This window comes from Bradyrhizobium sp. Kon69, from assembly GCF_055807515.1.
In genome coordinates this window covers 1-17,620 of the sequence record NZ_JBVVOS010000054.1, presented here as the reverse complement: position 1 = coordinate 17,620, position 17,620 = coordinate 1, and the positions used below count along the sequence as shown (strand labels likewise).

Sequence of the window (17,620 nt, the reverse complement as noted above, 5' to 3'; positions counted from 1 at the left end):
AGCGACTATGGTGTCGGTGGTTTCGGCGGCATACAAGAACTACGCGACCTCAATAAGCCCGTGATCGCCTGCGTTAACGGCATGGCGGTTGGCGGCGGCTTCGAATTGGCACTTTCCTGTGATTTGATCTACGCCTCAGACCGTTCCTCATTCGCTCTGCCGGAAATCCGCGCCGGCGTGCTGGCTGACGCGGCGTCAATCAAGCTGCCGAAGCGCATGCCTTATCACGTCGCAATGGATCTGTTGTTTACCGGGCGTTGGATGGATGCCATCGAGGCGCATCGCTGGGGCGTCGTCAATGAGGTGCTACCGCACGAAAAGCTCGAGCCGCGTGTGTGGGAAATTGCAAAATTGCTCGCCGGCGGTCCTCCGCTAGTGTTTGCAGCCATCAAGGAGACGGTGCGCGCTGCAGAGACACTTTCCTTTCAGGACGCCATGAACCGAGTGGCACGCCGGCAGTTTGCCACCGTCGATGTGCTCTATAGCTCTGACGATAGAATCGAGGGGCCACGGGCCTTCGCAGAAAAGCGAGATCCGGTTTGGAAGGGGAGATAGAGTTATGGACTTGCCGGGCGAAGGGGACTTCCTTGAGCTTGCTCGAGGAACAATGACAAATAAGTCTATTGGATCGGCCGTGGGCCTCCTCGGGGGTCGCCAAACTTCAACTCGGCTCCGCCAGTCGAGCGCCCGCTGATTTCAGGTCATACCAAATGCGCATCTAGGGAACGTTATCGAGTCCGGAAGCTCATCGTTCGCTCGTTTCCGATCATGTGCTGCCAACGTCATTTCGTGTCCAGCTTGATGTTCGATCTGCTGCTGAGTAAGGCTTTGCTCGAGGGAGATTGGACGGCCAAACTGTTCTCCTGCGGCAGATGGCCGTCATACAGAAGCTCTCAGGCTCAAAGCAGGTCGGGATTGGTCGTTACCGCACCGATAACCGTGCGCATCGATTTGTAGACCACATCAAGGAACCGCGGTTCACCCTCACAATGACTTTGCTGCCGCTCGTCAGATTGCGGTCGCTGTCGAGGTCACGGGATCGGCAGCAAGCCGAGCTCGTGCAGTCGCGGGCTCCCGATCCGATAGCAGAGTCATGAGCCGGGGGACTTCCAGACGACCGATGATGCCAGGCCGGCGAGAAAATGCCATCGTAAATGCGCGGGGCTATTGCTTGGCGGTCGACTGCTGATTCCGCTCGATGTCGCCCACCATTCCGGAATGATCTCGCCCACCGTTCCGATTTGATGTCGCCCAGCATTCCGAGATGATCTCGCCCACCCTTCCGGGATGATGTCGCCCGGGGGTGACGAGGCCTCTTCTGGCTCCGATACGGTCCTGCCTTTCGGCTTTGCGAAGGGGGACCTGGATGCCGACGGAGAGGTTTGCGATGCGCCATGTGCGCGATGTGATCAGATTGAAGTCGGCCGGGATGCCGACCCGCGAGATTGCGCGGCGGGTGGGAACGGCCCCTTCGACGGTGCGGTTGACGATCCGCCGGTTCGAGGCATCGGGGCTGACCTAGCCGTTGCCCGATGACGTCACCGACGCTGTGCTGGAGGCCCGGCTGTTCGCCAGCGCCGGTGCCGGTTCCGGCACGCGGCGGGGCCATCGCCGGCAGGCGGAGCCGGACTGGGCGGCGGTGCATCGCGAGCTCAAGCGCAAGCACGTGACGCTGTTGATCCTGTGGGAGGAGTACATCGCGAGCGAGCCCGACGGGTATCGCTATTCGCGGTTCTGCGAACTCTACCGCGCCTGGGAAGGCCGCCTGTCGGTGACGATGCGCCAGTCGCATGCGGCCGGCGACAAGCTGTTCGTCGACTATGCGGGCGACGGCGTGCCGGTGGTGATCGACCGGCTCACCGGCGAGCGGCGGGCCGCTCAGATCTTCGTCGCGGTGCTCGGCGCATCCAGCTTCACCTACGCGCAGGCGACCTGGACGCAGGGGCTCGCCGACTGGATCAGCGGCCACGTCGGTGCCTTCGAGGCGATCGGCGGCGTGCCGGCGCTGCTGGTGCCGGACAACACCAAGGTCGCAGTGATCAAGGCCTGCCGCTACGATCCGCAGATCAACCGCAGCTACGCCGATATGGCGGCGCATTACGGCACTGGCATTCTGCCGGCCAGGCCACGACGGCCGCGGGACAAGGCCAAGGTCGAGCAGGCAGTCCTCATGGTTGAGCGCTGGCTGCTCGGGCGGCTGCGCCACCGGATCTTCCACAGCCTCGCCGAGGTCAATGCGGCGATCGCCGAGTTAATGACCCGGCTCAACGAGGAGCGGCCGATCCGGCGCCTCGGCGTGACCCGCCGCAAGCTGTTGGAGGAGATCGACCGGCCGGCGCTCAAGACCTTGCCGGAGAACCCTTACGTGTTCGCCGAGTGGCGGGTCTGCCGGGTCAGCATCGACTATCACGTCGAGGTCGAGGCGCATTACTACAGCGTCCCGCATCGCTTCGTCCGCGCCGAGGTCGAGGTGCGCTTCACCGCCCGCACCGTCGAGATTTTCCACAAGGGTGAGCGGATCGCCGCGCATCAGCGCATGAGCGGCAATCACAAACACACCACGGTGCCGGAGCACATGGCGTCCAGTCATCGGCGCTACGCCGGCTGGACCATCGAGCGTATCCGCAAGGATGCCGCCACGATCGGGCCAGCCACCGCGGCGCTGTGCAACCTGATCCTCGACGAGCGCTTGCATCCGGAACAGGGCTTCCGCGCCTGCCTCGGCATCATCCGGCTCGCCCGATCCTACGGGCACGAGCGGCTCGACGCCGCCGCCATGCGGGCGATCGACATCGGCGCGCGCACCTACGGCTCGGTCAAATCGATCCTCGCCAACAATCTCGATCGGCGTCCTTCACCCAAGCGTCCCGCGGACGACGCGCCGATCCTCCATCCCAACATCCGCGGGCCGCGCTATTACAATTAGGAGATCACGTCTTGCTCACGCATCCGACCCTCGATCAACTCAACGCGCTCGGGCTTCACGGCATGGCCAAGGCCTTCGTCGACATCGAAGCCGGCGGCGATGCCGCGAGTCTCGGCCACGCCGAATGGCTTGCGCTCTTGCTCGAACGCGAAGCGTCGCTGCGACGCGACAAGCGGCTGTCGAAGCGGCTGCAATACGCCAAGCTGCGCCAGCAGGCCTGCGTCGAGGACATCGACTATCGCACCCCGCGTGGCCTCGACCGCAGCCTTCTGGCAATGCTCGTCGAAGGCGGCTGGATCGCCGACCACGCCAACCTGCTGATCTGCGGCCCGTCCGGCGTCGGCAAGAGCTGGCTCGCCTCGGCGCTCGGCAACAAGGCCTGCCGCGACAATCGCTCCGTGCTCTATCAGCGTGTCCCACGGCTGTTCACCGATCTCGCTCTGGCGCGCGGCGATGGTCGCCACCCCCGGCTCCTGCGTGCGCTCGGCCGCGTCGATCTGCTCGTCCTCGACGACTGGGGCCTCGAGCCGCTCGACGCCGCGGCCCGCCACGACCTGCTGGAGATCCTCGAGGAACGCTATGGCCGCCGCTCCACCATCGTCACCAGCCAGCTTCCCGTCGATCAATGGCACGCGCTGATCGGCGACCCCACCTACGCCGACGCCGTCCTCGACCGCCTGGTCCATAACGCCCACCGGATTGACCTGAACGGCGAGAGCATGCGGCGAACCCGCAAACCCGCCCAAAAGGCCTGAGTCAGTGGCGCTGTGGACATGCCGCTGCGCTTGGACAACGCAAAGAGCGTTGCCCACATGCCCACAGCAGAGCAACAGCAGACGAAGAAGGGCCTCAAGCCGCGATTCAAGGTTGACCCCGCCGCTTCACCGATGCCAGAAACCTAAAAGCCAGAACGCCTCGCGCCCCGGGCGACATCAAATCGGAATGGTGGGCGAGATCATCTCGGAATCCTGGGCGAGATCAAATCGGTACACCCGGGCGAGATCATCGGAATTCGCAGTCGACCAGAGACACGCTGCTGAGCGTGGTCCGGCACCCATCCGTCCTCCGGCTGATGCTCCCAAGGTCATGGGTGTCGATGACATGACTTGCCTCGCGCTCCCCGGCAAGTGGGGAAAGTCACTTCACAAGTAGATAGCTGCGCATCAAAGATGATGTCGCAATCAGGCATTTCAAGGACGCATATCGTCAAAGGGGAGTTTGCGCTTCAACTAGTAGTTCGACATGAACCCAAGTGACACGCAAGCACGGCTTGGATCGCTCGTCGATCTCCGGCTCAAGGGGCTATTGAGCAGTTTCCTTCTCGTACTCCAAAGTTTGTCGCGTTTGTAGCGGTCTGAGACGCGTCTACAACGTTCATTCGCTTCAGTTCAATCGCGAGCTCAGGCTCAGAGTCGGGGACGGTGCAATGGCAACACATACTGATAGACTAATTCCGTTCGCCTTCGCGGGCGAGATGTGTCGCGATCTACTCGGCGTGATGCTTTCCCAGCAGATAATGTGGAATGATTGGCATCGAGCGCTGATTTTCCGAACGCTTTCCCAATTTGCACTTCTGGATATGTCGAACGTGTCGACTCGGATGCTATACGCTACCAAAGAGCGCAGTATCTAAGCCGACCGCGTCCGGTATTGCCGAGAGATGGTTTGCCGTCGCCGCCCAAGGCGAACTGGCTTGCGACTAACGGCACGATATAGTCAGTCTACCCGCCCGCAACTACTCTCGGGCTAGATATACTAATGCCTCCTGAGAAAGAACAATGGTTTCTAAGCTAATCGATGGAAAATCCATCGCCAAGACCCTTCGAACAAACTTGGCGAAGGAAGTGGCGTTGCTGCAAGCCGAGTTCAATCTAACCTTAGGATTGGCAGTGGTACTAGTCGGCAGCGATCCAGTCAGTTCCATTTACGTGAGCACAAAGGGCAAACAAGCGCGATCCGTGGGAATCAGTTCTCGTCAATATCAGCTTCCATGCTCCGCTAGCGAAGCCGAACTCATCGGGCTAATCGAAGAGCTAAACGCCGACGATTCCGTTGATGGCATTCTCATCCAACTTCCGCTGCCAGGGCACATTGACCGATGGCACGTGCTGGAGGCCATCGATCCAGCCAAGGATGTAGACGGCTTCCATTCTTACAATGTCGGACGATTGTCGGTCGGGCAACCTGCTCTCATTCCTTGCACTCCGCTCGGTGTTGTTCATCTTATCAAGACGGTTGTGAGCGATTTGAGGGGGCTCAATGTCCTTGTGATCGGTCGTTCAAACATCGTAGGAAAGCCTCTGGCAGTTCTGCTGGGCGATGCCGGATGTACTGTGACTGGTGTACAGATCCAAACACGAAATGTACCGGACCTCTGCCGAAATTCTGACATTGTCGTCGCTGCCGCAGGCTCCCCAGAACTCGTCCGTGGCGATTGGCTTAAGAGCGGCGCGATTGTAATCGATGTTGGCATTAATCGTGCTGTCGATTCAATGGGCACTGGGAAGCTTATTGGAGATGTAGCTTTCGCGGAAGCGATTGAGCGCGCGAGCTACATAACCCCCGTGCCCGGCGGTGTCGGGCCCATGACGGTGGCCTACTTGCTCGCGAACACAATTGAGGCAGCTATTTTGCGCCGCGGTTTATCTTTCTTTAGGACTTCAGGGGACTGCCAAGCGCGGCTTTCCTCGAAAGCTTCGCGGGTCGATGTGCAGTGCACAATCGATGGGAATCAAGGCCTCAGCATCGTTTAGCGGTCGTTTCGCGCAATCGCTCCGCCCGCGGTGCTCGACCGAAGCGAGCGCGATAGCTGCGGGAAAAATGGCTGGCGCTCGTGAACCCGCAAGCCAGAGCGATCTCAAGCACCGATAAGCTACTTTGCCGCACGAGATCCCGTGCGCGTTCCAAGCGTAGTGCCAGATAGTGCTCGCCGAGTGAACTGCCCAGATGCTGACGGAAAAGTCGCTCCAGGTGGCGGAGGGAGACGTTGGCAACACGCGCAAGCTCGTTTCGCGAAACTGGATTTTCTACAGTTTGCTCCATCCGACCGATCACTCTGAGCAGTGGCGCATGCGCGATGCCGAGACGTTCACGCAGCGGCATCCGTTGGGGACCGGTTCCTTCACGAACGTGGGTCTGCAGGAACCACTCGCTAACAGCCATCGCCAACTCGGTACCTTGTTCTCGAGCAATAATAGCATGCATCATATCTAACGGCGCGGTGCCGCCACCAGATGTCAGTCGATCTCGATCGATTTCGTATAGAGAGCGACGCAGGTCCAGGTCGGGATATTCCTCAGCGAAGGCGGGAGCATGTTCCCAATGAATCGTAAACCGGTAGCCAGCAAGCAAATTCGCGCGCGCGAGAATGTAAGGTCCGCCTGAGACGCCACCAATCTTGACGCCGCGTCGAGCGAGTGTTCTCAACCAGGCAAATGTCGCGGCATGTTTGAAGAGCGTCGGATTGCCTCCGGCGCAGACAAAAACGTAATCGAAATCCGCATCCGTCCCGACACGAAAGTCGGTTTGAATACGCACCCCATTGGAAGCCGCAGCCTGCTCTCTATCGATTGAAACATGACTCCAGCGGTACAGGGTGCTACCCGACAGACGATTTGCCGCACGTAGAGGCTCAATCACGGAGACGTATGGAAGCATTGCGAAGTCTGGAACGAGCAGGAAGCCGACATGAGCTGGCCGTGGGCCAGGACTATCGTTTTCAGACATTCGAAGGTCGTTGTTGATCATGCCCGAAAAACTACGCCCTTCAATGTGGATCATACAAGCGGGACTTGTATCTGCTCTCCGTTCCAAACGAGGTCGGGTTAAGTTCAGGCAAGTCTGATCTGCCAGCCAACTATGGCCAAGGAGCTAACGTGACCGCGTACGGCGGGCCGGTCTTTGACATGGCCGTAAAACAATTTGAGGTAATCGCAAATTACCTATCTATACCGGAAGATGCTAGGGCGCGGCTGTTGATGCCGAAGCGAGCGGTCATTGTGTCCTGTCCTATTCATCGTGACGACGGCACCACGGCCGTTTTCGAGGGCTATCGAGTGCAGCATCACCTTACACTCGGGCCGACGAAAGGCGGCACACGGTTTGCCACGAGCGTGGATCTTAGCGAAGTTGCGGCACTTGCAATCTGGATGAGCTGGAAATGCGCGCTGGTCGGTTTGCCGTATGGTGGCGCTAAGAGTGGCATCAGTGTCGAGCCCTCGAGCTTGTCCAGGCGCGAACTTGAAGCGCTATCTCGTCGATACATGCAGGAAATGATCCCATTCGGTGGGCCGCATCCAGACGTGATGGCGCCTGACATGGGGACCAATGAGCAGATCATGGCCTGGTTTATGGACACATATTCCATGTACCAGGGACAAACAGTTGCCGAGATCGTTACTGGTAAACCCGTCAGTGCGGGGGGAACGTTGGGAAGGCGCGAAGCGACGGGTAGGGGAGTGACGCATTTGGTCCGTCGAGCCGCGGATGAACTAAAGATCCGCCTCAGCGGTGCAACGGCAGTCGTTCAAGGATTCGGCAATGTCGGTTCGATCGCGGCGCTCGAACTGCACAACAGGGGAGTTAAGGTCATCGCAGTAAGCGACCACACCGGCGCGCTCTATCGGCCTGCAGGCCTGGACATCCCGCAATTGGTCAGACATGCGGCTTCGCAAGGTAGCTTGGAAGGCTACTCCGATGAGCTCGCCTTGGACCGTCAGGAAATGCTGACGCTTGAGTGTGATGTACTCGTTCCGGCTGCGGTAGAGCAGACGATCAACGCCAAAATCGCGGGTGACCTTCGCTGTCGTATTCTTGCCGAAGGTGCCAACGGTCCGGCTACGCCGGATGCAGATAGGATTTTAGAAAGACGTCAGAAGGAGATCTTCCTAATTCCCGACGTTTTATGCAACTCGGGCGGAGTAGTGGTCAGCTACTTCGAGTGGGTACAAGATCTCCAGCGGTTGTTCTGGGAGGAAGAAGAGGTAATGCGGCGCGAGTATCAAGTCTTGGATCGGGCCTTCGATCAGGTATTAGCGCGCGCCAAACGGGATAACGTGTTCAACCGGACGTCAGCCATGGCGATCGGTGTGGAACGCGTACGTGGTGCAAAGGAAACGCGCGGGCTATTCCCATAGTATCATCATTGCTGCTCAACTCATTTCGCGCCAGCAAATTTGTCGCGGTGGCTTGTCTGCCGACGAGCTTAACGGAGCGAGTAAGCGGGCTCGTTTATCGAATTATGGTCGACGAGTTCGTTGACTGACGCAGTGCCCGAACAGTCAACCAGAACGCGACCACCCAACGGCGCCCCCTTACGTCGAGAACCTCAGCGATTGAGGGGGAAATGGAACTATCCGCCGGTTTGGCTGACAAATCCAGCGGTGGTGCTGCTGCTTAATGGCGCGGCAGTGGTCGCCCTTCTGGCCGCTGTCTCCTGGCTCTTGTGGCAGGTGTGGCAATCGATGAACTCGCCTTCGCGGCTTCAACTTCAAGCTCATGCAGCCGAAAGGGTTTGTCAGTGGCGATGATCAGCTACTAGCCCGTTGGACTGTTCCGCTACCTGGGTAGCGACTGCATGACGCAGACCTCCTGCGTCCTGAGTCGAATCGCGCAATCGCTGCATTCGTTCCGCTCGCGGTTTTCCCAAGTGTGGGTGGTCCGCAAAGAACCGCAACCAGCACGTTGTGGGAAAGCGTAGCAGCAGGCGCTCGCGTCGGGTCAAGTGCAGGATCGAGTGTTTTTCTCGTCGGGATCAGATCGTGATCAACGTCCCCACCTACGGGACGGTAGATACCTCGGCAAACTTCGTAGGATGCTTTCTGGTGCTCCGTGCAAAAGGTTATTCATTGTTCGACTGAGCTCTGCGCCTGCCATGATCCAAACCTGAGCGCGGAAGGCAGGCCGATGATCCGGATATCCTACGCAATTCTGTCTGTGGGCCACACTGTCCTGAAAACTCCGCATTCGCAGACGCGACGCAGATCTCCTGCGTACCTGGGTCAAGATTTGAGAGGTTCAGCCTCTAGACTGGCGTAAACTCAATAACCCTGTTCTCGCCCAGGAGAAGACAGATGAAATCTCTTTCAGAAGTTAGGGCGGCTGACCCGATGGATCCCGCGGTTCACCAGAACGCGAAAAATCAGAAAGCCCGAATGGCGGATCCATCGAGAGTTGGCTGCGCTTTCCGAATCTGCGACCTATATGGCTGGACCGATACGTTCAACACTCATCTGTCGGTACGCGACCCGGCTGAGCCCAAGTGCTTTCTGATCAATGCAGCCCCATCTTCAACTCGACTGCCAATACGAGGGTGCACAATGTAAGCGGTCTTGTCGTTTTCGATCAATTGAATGTCGCTAACAATCATGCCGACCGAAGCTGCGCTGTTCAATTTGCGGCCAGATCAATGAAGTTCTTAGGGGCGGCTTCTACATAGCCACAAAAATCGATGCGCTATTCCATCTTCTCTCTCCTTACACAAGCGTTGATAGCCCATCGTGGCTGGCAGCCAGCTTGGCGCGATGCTGTGCCCCAGTCCGAATACGACGTTCTGATCATCGGGGGCGGCGGTCATGGTCTCGCTACGGCTTACTATCTTGCCGGGCAGTACGGCGTTCGAAACGTTGCGGTAATTGAGAAGGGGTATATAGGGTCCGGCAATATCGGCCGAAATACGACGATCATCCGGTCCAACTATCTCCTGCCAGGAAATACCCCCTTCTACGAGCTCTCGATGAAGCTATGGGAAGGTTTGGAGCAGGACCTGAACTACAACGCGATGATCAGTCAGCGCGGGGTGCTCAACCTCTTTCATTCGGACGTTCAGCGCGACGCCTTTGCGCGCCGAGCCAACGCGATGCGCCTCGCCGGCGTCGACGCAGAGCTGATTGATCGCGAGCAGGTTCGTACCATGCTGCCCTTCCTCGACTACGAGACAAGCCGCTTTCCCATCGAGGGCGGGTTGCTGCAAAGGCGCGGGGGCACGGCCCGCCATGACGCGGTTGCTTGGGGCTACGCTCGTGCCGCTGACGCACTTGGCGTTGACATCGTGCAGAATTGCGAGGTGACGGCTATCGATGTCGTCGACGGTCGCGTAATCGGGGTCGACACCACGCGTGGCCCGATCAAGGCAAAGAAGATCGCTCTCGCGGTCGCGGGCAACTCATCTCGACTCGCCGCTATGGCGGGGATGCGGCTGCCGATTGAAAGCCATGTCCTGCAGGCCTTCGTTTCCGAGGGACTAAAGCCCCTGATCGACTCTGTGGTCACCTTCGGCGCGGGTCATCTTTACATCAGTCAGTCCGACAAAGGCGGCCTCGTCTTCGGAGGCGATATCGATGGATACAACTCTTACGCCCAACGGGGTAATCTCCCAGTGGTTGAGGATGTAATGGAGGCGGCGATGGGCCTTTGGCCCGGGCTTGGTCGAGTGCGGCTGCTGCGTCATTGGGGAGGCATAATGGATATGTCGATGGACGGCTCGCCGATCATCGATCACGCTCCGGTCCCTGGGCTCTATCTCAATGCCGGTTGGTGCTACGGCGGCTTTAAGGCGACACCGGCGTCGGGGCTCTGCTTCGCCCATCTCATAGCTAAGGATGAGCCGCATGCAGTGGCCGCCGCCTATAGGCTCGATCGCTTCGCGACCGGCCGGCTCATCGACGAAAAGGGCGTTGGCGCCCAGCCAAACCTTCACTGACATTCCCTGGAGCAGACCCGATGCGCATTCCATGTCCCCATTGCGGAGCGCGTGACGTCCAGGAATTTATCTACCTCGGCGATGCCCGACCGCGCCGTCCTGATGGGCTCGCCACCACGGAAGATGCAATGTTCGAATACGTTTACATGCGTGACAATTCGCGCGGTCCTCACGACGAGCTTTGGTATCACGGCGCTGGATGTCACGCTTGGCTAGTTGTGCGCCGTCATACCTTGAGCCACAAGATCGAGTCCGTGGTCCCGGCCAAGAACGCAAAAGTGGGAGCGGCGGCATGAGCACACAGCCGTTCCGTCTGCCAAACGCAGGACTGATTAATCGCAGTCAGACGTTAGAGTTCCGCTTTGATGGAAAGAGCTATATTGGGCATCCAGGCGATACGCTCGCCTCTGCCCTCCTTGCAAATGGCGTCCGGCTCCTCGCCCGGTCCTTTAAGTATCATCGTCCGCGCGGTGTTCTATCAGCTGGCTCCGAGGAGCCCAACGCGTTAGTTGAATTGCGCTCCGGTGCTCGGCGTGAGCCGAACACACGAGCGACGATCATTGAGCTGTTTGACGCGCTTGAGGCAAGAAGTCAAAACCGCTGGCCATCCCTCGGTTTCGATTTCTTATCACTGAATGGTCTCGCTGCACCCGCTTTGGTCGCGGGCTTCTACTACAAGACTTTCATGTGGCCGGCTTCCTTTTGGGAGAAGCTGTACGAACCCCTGATCCGCAGCGCCGCGGGACTTGGGCGTGCCGCCGAAGTCGCCGACCCCGACCATTACGAAAAGGCCTTCGCGTTCTGCGATGTTTTGGTCATCGGTGGTGGGCCGGCCGGCCTCACAGCGGCACTCACCGCGGGCCGCAGTGGCGCGCGCGTTATCTTGTGTGATGAGGATTTTCGATTTGGTGGCCGTTTGCTCGCTGATAAGCGCGAGATAGACGGCCGTCCCGCCGACGAATGGCTGTCCGCTACATTGGCTGAGCTCAGCTCGCTTTCCGAAGTGCGCATCATGCCTCGGACTACCATCTTTGGGCTCTACGACCACGGCATATTCGGCGCGGTTGAACGGGTGAACGACCACATCGCTATCCCGCCAGCTCATCAGCCGCGTCAGCGCGGGTGGCGGATTTATGCAAAGCGCGCGATCCTTGCCTCAGGAGCGCTCGAGCGGCCGATCGTCTTCCCTGGCAACGACCGGCCGGGAGTTATGCTTGCCAGCGCGGTACGCGCATACGTCAACCGCTTTGGGGTCCTGCCAGGCTCGGAAGCTGTCGTTTTCACGGCGGGCGACAGTGGCTGGGCCACAGCGCGCGACCTGGTGTCAGCCGGGGCGCGCCTGTCAGCCGTCGTTGATTCCCGCAGTGAAATCGACCCTGTATTCAAAACGCTCGCGGAGCGTGCCGGCGCGCTGGTCTTTACCGGCGGTACCATCGAGGCCACCCAAGGTGGGCGTCACCTACGCAGAGTCGTAATACGTGATAGCTCCGGAAAGCGCACGATCCTGGGATGTGATCTGCTCGCGGTTTCCAATGGTTGGAATCCGACGCTTCACCTCACGTCTCACCAGAACGGCAGGCCAGTTTGGAACGAGGAGAAGCAGGCCTTTGTGCCCGGTACACCGCCGCCCGGTCTACTTGTCGCGGGCAGCGCCGCCGGCCGCTTCACTTTGGCTGAGGCGCTCGAAGATGGCGTACGGTTTGGGCGAGACGCCACGGTCGAGCTCGGCTTTGCCCCGTCACTGATGGAAGCTATTCCCGCTACCGACCCTGAGACGAGTGGTCTGAAGCCGATCTGGCGTGTGACAGGCGGCAGAGGCAAAGCTTTTGTCGACTTCCAAAATGATGTCACCGACAAGGATGTTGAGGTGTCGGCTCGCGAAGGTTTCCGCTCGGTTGAGCACCTTAAGCGCTACACGACCCTGGGGATGGCCACGGATCAGGGCAAGACCTCCAATCTCTCCGGTCTGGCCATCATGGCCGAGCAGACGGGCAGAACGATTTCCGATATCGGCACGACTGTTTTCCGTCCACCCTATTCGCCGGTCGCGATCGGCGCCCTGGCCGGCCACCACCGCGGAAAAGATTTCCGCCCCGTGCGTCTGGCCCCGACACATGAGTGGTCGCGAGAGCAAGGCGCGGTCTTTGTCGCAACGGGGCAATGGCTTCGGGCGCAATACTATCCGACACCGGGCGAGCAGGATTGGCTGACCACTGTCAACCGGGAGGTGCTTGCTGTCCGCAGGCGGGTAGGCATCTGTGATGTCTCAACGCTCGGCAAGATCGATATTCAGGGTACGGATGCGGCCGAATTTTTGGAGCGCGTCTATATCAATGGCTGGAAGACGTTGCCGGTGGGCAAGGCCCGGTATGGACTGATGCTACGCGAAGACGGCTTCGCCATGGACGACGGTACCACCTCGCGATTGTCCCAAGATCATTTCGTGATGACTACCACGACCGCGAATGCCGGAAAGGTGATGCAGCATCTCGAATTCTGTCATCAAGTGCTGTGGCCGGAGCTCGACGTGCGGATGGTGTCGATCACTGAACAGTGGGCGCAGGCCGCAATCGCCGGCCCGAGATCGCGCGAAGTTCTGCGCAGCATAGTTGATACTGCGCACGATGTTTCGAACGAGAGCTTTCCATATCTCGCCGCGCGCGAGGTCACGGTGAGCGAAGGCATCTCGGCTCGGCTGTTCCGAATTTCGTTTTCAGGCGAGCTGGCCTATGAGCTTGCGGTCCCGGCCGGCTATGGCGATGCGATGATGCGAGCTCTGATGGCCGCAGGCGAGCCGTACGGGATCACCCCTTACGGAACAGAAGCACTCGGGGTCATGCGTGTCGAGAAGGGGCACGCGGCGGGCAACGAGCTCAACGGTCAAACGACGTCGCGCGATCTCGGCCTTGGTAAAATGATGTCGTCCAAAAAAGATTTCATTGGACGACTAATGGCAAGGCGAGAGGCCCTCCAGCAAGGCGACCGTCCAACCCTGGTCGGATTTCGGCCGGTCAATTCCAACGAGCGGCTACGCGCCGGCGCGCATTTCATCGCCATGGGGCGCAGCGCTAATACGGACAATGACGAGGGCTACATGAGCTCTGTCGCTTATTCACCGAATCTGAACCACTGGATTGGCTTGGGCTTTCTCAAGAACGGATCAGTTCGCATTGGCGAGCGCATTCGCGCAGTCGATCCGGTTCGCAATAGCGAAATCCAGGTTGAGGTTTGCTCACCCGTTTTTCTCGATGCTGAAGGTACCCGCCTGCATGCCTGAACAAGTGACTTCTATGTGGCGTTCCCGAGACTGTTGGGCCGGCATCATCAACGCCGAACAGATCGGCGCCGACGGCGAAGCGGGTGTTACTCTGCTGATCTCGAACGACCTGCAGCTCGCGACCTTAATCACGAGGCCTGACTCCAGCGGTTTGCAGCGCCTCACCAAGCAGCTGATCGGTCTTGATCTACCCCAAACATCGTCTGCCGCGCTAACGCCCACGCATGGTTTGGTATGGTCGGGCCCGGATCAGTGGCTCCTTATTGCCCGACAGAGGGCGGGCTTTTCTGATTTGCTCGGGCTCCTTTCAGCCGAGGCTGCCGTCAGTGACCAAAGCCATGCTCGCGCGGCAATGACTGTCTCGGGGAAGCGCGTCCGCGAGGTTCTCGCCAAGGGCTCGATGGTCGATCTTCACTCGAAAGTGTTTCCAGTTGGCGCGACCGTTCTGACGAGCTTCGCGCATGTTAATGTACAGCTGTGGCGGACCGAAGACGGATCGGACGGGCCCGTTTTCGAAATTCTTGTGCCGCGAAGTATGGCGGGCAGCTTTTGGTCTTGGTTCGTGGCTTCCGTTGCAGAGTTTGGTTGTCGAATTTCCACCTGCAGAAATTGACATGGTGTGTGTTCCGCCACCTTCGCTCTCTTCAATCCAGTCTATGCAGGACCGCCGGCCGGCGCTTGCCATTATGTCCGATAACTCCATGATCCTTACCGTATCCGGCTCTGACGGCCCCGGCATCGTCTCGGCAATCTCGGTTCTTCTCTTCGAAGCTGGTTGTAACATCCGGGATGCTCAGCAGTTCGGCGATACCGAAACTAGGCGTTTCTTTATGCGCGTTGTCTTCGATCGCCTCGATCACGCCAAATCAGAGACCGAAATAGCGGGCGCGATCGAGGCGCTCGCGGAGCGCCTCGCAATGACATTCAAGCTGCGGCAGAGTTCCGCAAAGAAGCGCGTGATGCTGTTGGTGTCCAAATTCGATCATTGTCTCGCAGATTTGCTTTATCGCTGGCGCACCGGCGAACTGCCAATGGAGGTGACGGCGATCGTCTCCAACCATAGCCACGAGCATCTGGCCTGCACCGGCTTGGCCGAGCTGCCATTCTACCATTTCCCTATCACCAAGCAGACCAAGATGGAACAAGAGGCCCGCATCTGGGAGCTGGTGAAGGAGACCCATACTGATCTTGTCGTCCTTGCCCGCTACATGCAAATTTTGTCGGACGACCTCACGGCCAAGCTATCGGGGCGATGCATTAATATTCATCACTCTTTCCTGCCAGGCTTCAAGGGAGCAAAGCCGTATCACCAAGCTCATGAACGAGGCGTAAAGTTGATTGGTGCCACTGCGCACTATGTAACCTCTGATCTGGACGAGGGGCCGATTATCGAGCAGGACGTCGAACAAATCTCGCATCGGGACATGCCGGAGGATCTAATCCGTAAAGGACGTGATATCGAACGGCGCGTACTCGCTCGCGCCGTACGCCATCACCTCGAGGATCGTATTGTGCTCAATGGCAAGAGGACAGTTGTCTTCACTAACTGACCAAACCTTGCCCGGGCTAGTCGTAATGATGTCTCAGTAAAGGACTGTTCTTGGGCTTGTGGATCGTCTCCCATTTCGCCCTGGTCAGCTTTGTCCGGGTTCCTTTTGATGCGGCGTCGTTTGACGCCAAGCTTGATTAGGCGCCGCGGGCACTGGAGCAACAAACGAAGTTGTCTATTTCGTTGCATCGCTGCCCTCGAAGCGCGGCGCAATGTGCGAGAGCGTCCGGACCCCCGGTTTGACTTAACCGGCCTAACTGGATGCCCAGCTAGAAGGGCGGGCCCGAATGCAAATTGACGAGCCGCTCTTCCGCAGCCAACCACTGGAATCCATCGTCGACATCTTGAGATCGCCGCAACGTTGGCTTCGTTGCGCGCCCCGTCTGCTTTCTGGCTCAACCCGTGCTTCGCGTAGTCCATTCCTTCATGCGCGCCGCCGACAGCACCACGACATGCCGTGATGCCGCCGATTCGACAGGCCCCCGCAGTCGCACCTGAACATCACCCTTCGGAAGCCGCACCACCCGACGCACCCTGCGCGTCGAGACCTTGATCAGCATCAGGTTTATCGCTCAGGCCACAGCCAGTCCGCCTGCCTCACCTGTTTAGCGCGGCGAGCACAGCTCTTTACCGTCAAGCCCGCGCACCGCGCGGACGCTCCTTGCCAGCGTGGAAGACGATCTTGTTTTGGGTGCGGCCCCGGCGGTGACCGCGTCGCCCCTCTCGGCGCGCATGGGCGAGGCCCACAGGCCTCCTCCGCGTCCTGCGGCAGCATGGCGCCGAGCGCCTCCACGCCGGCGGCCAAGAAAAAGGGATCGAAGCTCGTTGCTTACTTCCTCGAAGGCCTTATCCACAGGCGACGTCGCAGGCCTCGTAATCGTGCTAAGTCTCTTCATGGCGTGCGTTCCTTCGTTGGATTCGGCACACGAGCCCTACAGGTTCAAGCCGAGCAACGCCGCTCCTTCTATGTCATCATCGGCCAGGACATCGCCTTCGGATCGGATGGAACGCCCCTTGCAGGATTAAGGGCGCCCGCCGCAGCCGCTACGGGCCGACGGCCGCCCACCAATTGTTGCGCACACGCGACTCGGCTGCAGGCATTCCCGATTCGGTGGCACTCTCGATTGATGATCATTGATACGTGGCGCCGTTTCGCCGCCACCGCAGGATTTCCCTTTGGCCGTCTGCGATAGATCAAGCGTGCTGGATAGCGATCTCGATGCAAGTGACTCTGCATGAACTGAAAAGTGGCGCATTCCGGTTTTGATAATCGTGCCGCGTTTCCGAATGCTGAAGTGCCTCAGAGTATCGGTTCGCTTCCTAGACGACCGCTTCCATGAAACTGCTCATATGCATTGCTCACTTCCGTCGAGAATCAGGCTGTTTCGAGCGTAACGATATCATTCGAACCTTGGAAGCGGCTGAATAGGTCTGCTACGAGTTCGCACTTCAGCAGGAGACCCGTTGGTCGATCAGCATTGGCAGCATGCGAGGTGGGCCGGACGAGATAAATGGACTGCATCGGGGACGCAGAGGACCGACAGGGCCCATCGGTCAACATGGCGCTACCGGCAGGAAAGATCCCAATCACGGCAAAGAGAGAAGGATCCCAAGTATACAGAGCCCGTAACTCCGAGACAGAAGCCATGGCGACAAGAACGTTGTTCGCGCCTGTTCCATCGAGACGTAGAGGCTTGGTTTATGTGCAGGCCTTGGTCTGTGCGCGAGCATTGCGGGCAATATCCAGAGGCCCCGATATCGAGTGCGGGAGAAGCTCGTACAAAGCCAACGCTATTGAGTTCTCAATCACAGAGATTCCGCAGTTATTCACGAACTTGTCCGCTGCTTAGCTCGGATGGAACACTCCTATCCAAAATGACGAAATTGGCGCGGGCCGCATCATCCCGGCTGCGTCCGCAGGCCGCCCGGCGGCTCGCCCTAACGTTCCGTTGGCTTGACGTTTTTCATCGAAGCTGAAGGCCGATCGCGCCCAAGGAGTAGCCCGCCGCGGCTAGTCTCTTCACTTTGCCGAGCCCGTGCACCTGGAACCTAACGCAGTCGTCCGTTAAGAAGCCGAATTGAGCGGGACTGCACAGGCAAGCGTATGCCATAGCTGGATCATGAAGAGGCACAAGAGTTCTCTGAGCCAGGCGAGGATACGGCGGAAGT

11 protein-coding genes and 1 pseudogene are annotated in these 17,620 nt (G+C 59.1%); 10 read left to right on the top strand and 2 right to left on the bottom strand.

Translation table 11 applies throughout. The annotated features are described in order from the left end of the window. The 4 genes and pseudogenes from AC0L3U_RS37430 to folD form a co-directional block, all read left to right on the top strand. On the top strand, positions 1-555 hold a 555-nt coding region (locus AC0L3U_RS37430), incomplete at its 5' end, for an enoyl-CoA hydratase-related protein (RefSeq protein WP_473284787.1). Positions 556-1,387: 832 nt separating this feature from the next. Continuing rightward, positions 1,388-2,926 (top strand): annotated as a pseudogene (gene istA, locus AC0L3U_RS37425) (IS21 family transposase). Positions 2,927-2,937: 11 nt separating this feature from the next. Further along, positions 2,938-3,681, top strand: a complete 744-nt coding sequence (gene istB / locus AC0L3U_RS37420; RefSeq protein ID WP_259219381.1) for an IS21-like element helper ATPase IstB — start codon at positions 2,938-2,940, stop codon at positions 3,679-3,681. Between the two features lie 1,023 nt (positions 3,682-4,704). Next, positions 4,705-5,679: a bifunctional methylenetetrahydrofolate dehydrogenase/methenyltetrahydrofolate cyclohydrolase FolD gene (folD, locus tag AC0L3U_RS37415; RefSeq protein ID WP_259219382.1), complete on the top strand. Its 975-nt coding sequence runs from the start codon at positions 4,705-4,707 to the stop codon at positions 5,677-5,679. Here the strand turns inward: folD and AC0L3U_RS37410 are convergent. Next, the gene (locus AC0L3U_RS37410) at positions 5,666-6,673 is read right to left on the bottom strand and encodes a GlxA family transcriptional regulator (RefSeq protein WP_473284784.1); all 1,008 of its coding nucleotides are present in this window, start codon (positions 6,671-6,673) and stop codon (positions 5,666-5,668) included. The two genes, folD and AC0L3U_RS37410, sit on opposite strands and share 14 nt — an antisense overlap. A gap of 128 nt (positions 6,674-6,801) precedes the next feature. Here AC0L3U_RS37410 and AC0L3U_RS37405 point away from each other — a divergent pair, with 128 nt between their 5' ends. From AC0L3U_RS37405 to purU, 6 genes are all read left to right on the top strand, one after another. Continuing rightward, positions 6,802-8,061, top strand: coding sequence for a Glu/Leu/Phe/Val family dehydrogenase (locus tag AC0L3U_RS37405; protein ID WP_259219452.1), 1,260 nt, complete (start codon positions 6,802-6,804; stop codon positions 8,059-8,061). 1,313 nt (positions 8,062-9,374) lie between these two features. Next, the gene (locus AC0L3U_RS37400; RefSeq protein ID WP_259219384.1) at positions 9,375-10,625 is read left to right on the top strand and encodes a sarcosine oxidase subunit beta family protein; all 1,251 of its coding nucleotides are present in this window, start codon (positions 9,375-9,377) and stop codon (positions 10,623-10,625) included. A gap of 20 nt (positions 10,626-10,645) precedes the next feature. Next, positions 10,646-10,921 (top strand): sarcosine oxidase subunit delta, encoded by a 276-nt coding sequence (locus AC0L3U_RS37395; protein ID WP_259219385.1) that lies wholly within the window; start codon positions 10,646-10,648, stop codon positions 10,919-10,921. Continuing rightward, the gene (locus AC0L3U_RS37390; RefSeq protein ID WP_259219386.1) at positions 10,918-13,902 is read left to right on the top strand and encodes a sarcosine oxidase subunit alpha family protein; all 2,985 of its coding nucleotides are present in this window, start codon (positions 10,918-10,920) and stop codon (positions 13,900-13,902) included. The genes AC0L3U_RS37395 and AC0L3U_RS37390 overlap by 4 nt, the downstream gene beginning before the upstream one ends. Beyond that, positions 13,895-14,515, top strand: a complete 621-nt coding sequence (locus AC0L3U_RS37385) for a sarcosine oxidase subunit gamma (RefSeq protein ID WP_259219387.1) — start codon at positions 13,895-13,897, stop codon at positions 14,513-14,515. The genes AC0L3U_RS37390 and AC0L3U_RS37385 overlap by 8 nt, the downstream gene beginning before the upstream one ends. 73 nt (positions 14,516-14,588) lie before the next feature. Next, positions 14,589-15,452 carry a formyltetrahydrofolate deformylase gene (gene purU / locus AC0L3U_RS37380; protein WP_259219388.1) on the top strand — a complete coding sequence of 288 codons (864 nt, stop codon included), beginning with the start codon at positions 14,589-14,591 and terminating at the stop codon, positions 15,450-15,452. Between the two features lie 394 nt (positions 15,453-15,846). Here purU and AC0L3U_RS37375 read toward each other — a convergent pair whose 3' ends face one another. Next, entirely contained in the window at positions 15,847-16,011 is a 165-nt protein-coding gene (locus tag AC0L3U_RS37375) for a hypothetical protein (RefSeq protein WP_259219389.1), read from the bottom strand. Positions 16,012-17,620 lie beyond the last annotated feature (1,609 nt).